The sequence below is a fragment of the Escherichia sp. TW14182 genome (genome assembly GCF_000208525.1).
GTDB classification, from domain to species: Bacteria; Pseudomonadota; Gammaproteobacteria; order Enterobacterales; family Enterobacteriaceae; genus Escherichia; species Escherichia ruysiae.
Genome location: NZ_AEJZ01000239.1, coordinates 1 through 2,049, shown reverse-complemented (window position 1 = coordinate 2,049; position 2,049 = coordinate 1). Strand labels below are relative to the sequence as shown.

The following is a 2,049-nucleotide window of genomic DNA, read 5'->3' as shown; positions in this document are numbered from 1 at the left end:
GCCCCCGCCGTGGTATGACCGCTTCCGGCATGATTGTGATTAACCCGCCGTGGAAGCTGGAACAGCAGATGAATAACGTGCTGCCGTGGCTGCACAGCAAACTGGTTCCGGCAGGCACCGGGCACGCCACCGTAAGCTGGATCGTGCCGGAGTAATTGCAGCCATTGCTGGCACCTATTACGTCTCGCGCTACAATCGCGGTAATCAACGATAAGGACAATATGTCATGACTAAACACTATGATTACATCGCCATCGGCGGCGGCAGCGGCGGTATCGCCTCCATCAACCGCGCGGCTATGTACGGTCAGAAATGCGCGCTGATTGAAGCCAAAGAACTGGGCGGCACCTGCGTGAACGTCGGCTGCGTGCCGAAAAAAGTGATGTGGCACGCGGCGCAAATCCGCGAAGCGATCCACATGTACGGCCCGGATTATGGCTTTGATACCACCATCAATAAGTTCAACTGGGAAACGTTGATCGCCAGCCGTACCGCCTATATCGACCGTATTCATACTTCCTATGAAAACGTACTCGGTAAAAATAACGTTGATGTAATCAAGGGCTTTGCTCGCTTCGTTGATGCCAGAACGCTGGAAGTTAACGGTGAAACCATTACGGCCGATCATATTCTGATCGCCACCGGTGGTCGTCCAAGCCACCCGGATATTCCGGGCGTGGAATACGGCATTGATTCCGATGGTTTCTTTGCCCTACCCGCTTTGCCAGAGCGTGTAGCGGTTGTTGGTGCGGGTTACATCGCCGTTGAACTGGCTGGCGTGATTAACGGCCTCGGCGCGAAGACGCATCTGTTTGTGCGTAAACACGCGCCGCTGCGCAGCTTTGACCCGATGATCTCCGAAACGCTGGTCGAAGTGATGAACGCCGAAGGCCCGCAACTGCACACTAACGCCATCCCGAAAGCGGTGGTGAAAAATGCCGATGGCAGCCTGACGCTGGAGCTGGAAGATGGTCGCAGTGAAACGGTAGATTGCCTGATTTGGGCGATTGGCCGTGAACCTGCCAATGACAACATCAACCTCGAAGCCGCTGGCGTTAAAACCAACGAAAAAGGCTATATCGTCGTCGATAAATATCAAAATACCAACGTTGAAGGTATTTACGCGGTGGGCGATAACACAGGCGCAGTGGAACTGACGCCGGTCGCGGTAGCGGCAGGTCGCCGTCTCTCTGAACGCCTGTTTAATAACAAGCCGGATGAGCATCTGGATTACAGCAACATTCCGACCGTGGTCTTCAGCCATCCACCGATTGGTACTGTTGGTTTAACGGAGCCGCAGGCGCGCGAGCAGTACGGCGACGATCAGGTGAAAGTGTATAAATCCTCTTTCACCGCCATGTATACCGCCGTCACCACTCACCGCCAGCCGTGCCGCATGAAGCTGGTGTGCGTTGGATCGGAAGAGAAGATTGTCGGTATTCACGGCATTGGTTTTGGCATGGACGAAATGTTGCAGGGCTTCGCGGTGGCGCTGAAGATGGGCGCAACCAAAAAAGACTTCGACAACACGGTTGCCATTCACCCGACGGCGGCAGAAGAGTTCGTGACAATGCGTTAAATGTTAAAGGGCAAAGAGTGGTGTGCTCTTTGCCCTTAGTTACGTTTCCGCTATCAGTTCAGAAGCTGAAGCAGAAAGCGGATCAGTTCCAGCAGCGCAATTAACGCCCCAAGAACGATGATTGCTTTATCAATCACCCGTTTTCTCCATGCGATGGAGTGAGAATGCATCCGCTTACTCATCCACTGCCTGTCACGGCGCATGTCCCATTGTTAGATGACGACTATCTCACTCCGGCCAGAGCATCAGTTAACGGCACCACCCGTACTTCTGACCAGGACTTTGAAAGCGTTTATGCGCATTGTCAGAGTGAAAATGTCTCAGAGCTAACTGGATAATCATACAGTACATACAGGTTATAAAACCAGCACGTCCTTGCAATAGTTTCAGTATGGTATTAGCATTGATGCGTTAGATGATGACTATCTCACTCCAGCCAGAGCCACCAACTCAGGGCTGGAAAGTAAAAA

Annotated in this window: 4 protein-coding genes; 3 read left to right on the top strand and 1 reads right to left on the bottom strand. The window is 52.8% G+C overall.

All coding sequences use genetic code 11. The features are described from left to right. Positions 1–155: 23S rRNA (adenine(2030)-N(6))-methyltransferase RlmJ (gene rlmJ / locus EQY_RS24965; protein ID WP_138984124.1), on the top strand; the 155-nt coding region annotated here is incomplete at its 5' end. Between the two features lie 71 nt (positions 156–226). Then, positions 227–1,579, top strand: a complete 1,353-nt coding sequence (gene gorA, locus EQY_RS0118065; RefSeq protein ID WP_000160829.1) for a glutathione-disulfide reductase — start codon at positions 227–229, stop codon at positions 1,577–1,579. 53 nt (positions 1,580–1,632) lie between these two features. Here gorA and dinQ read toward each other — a convergent pair whose 3' ends face one another. Continuing rightward, on the bottom strand, positions 1,633–1,716 hold the full coding sequence (dinQ, locus tag EQY_RS0118060; protein WP_001295215.1) for a damage-inducible type I toxin DinQ: 84 nt from the start codon (positions 1,714–1,716) through the stop codon (positions 1,633–1,635). Positions 1,717–1,743: 27 nt separating this feature from the next. Between dinQ and EQY_RS26515 the strand changes: the two genes are divergently transcribed. Continuing rightward, the gene (locus EQY_RS26515) at positions 1,744–1,917 is read left to right on the top strand and encodes a hypothetical protein (protein WP_038809072.1); all 174 of its coding nucleotides are present in this window, start codon (positions 1,744–1,746) and stop codon (positions 1,915–1,917) included. Positions 1,918–2,049 lie beyond the last annotated feature (132 nt).

Coding starts and splice junctions, on each gene's coding strand:
- gorA (WP_000160829.1), top strand. CDS start 227: ATGACTAAACACTATGATTACATCGCCATCGGCGGCGGCAGCGGCGGT.
- EQY_RS26515 (WP_038809072.1), top strand. CDS start 1,744: ATGCATCCGCTTACTCATCCACTGCCTGTCACGGCGCATGTCCCATTG.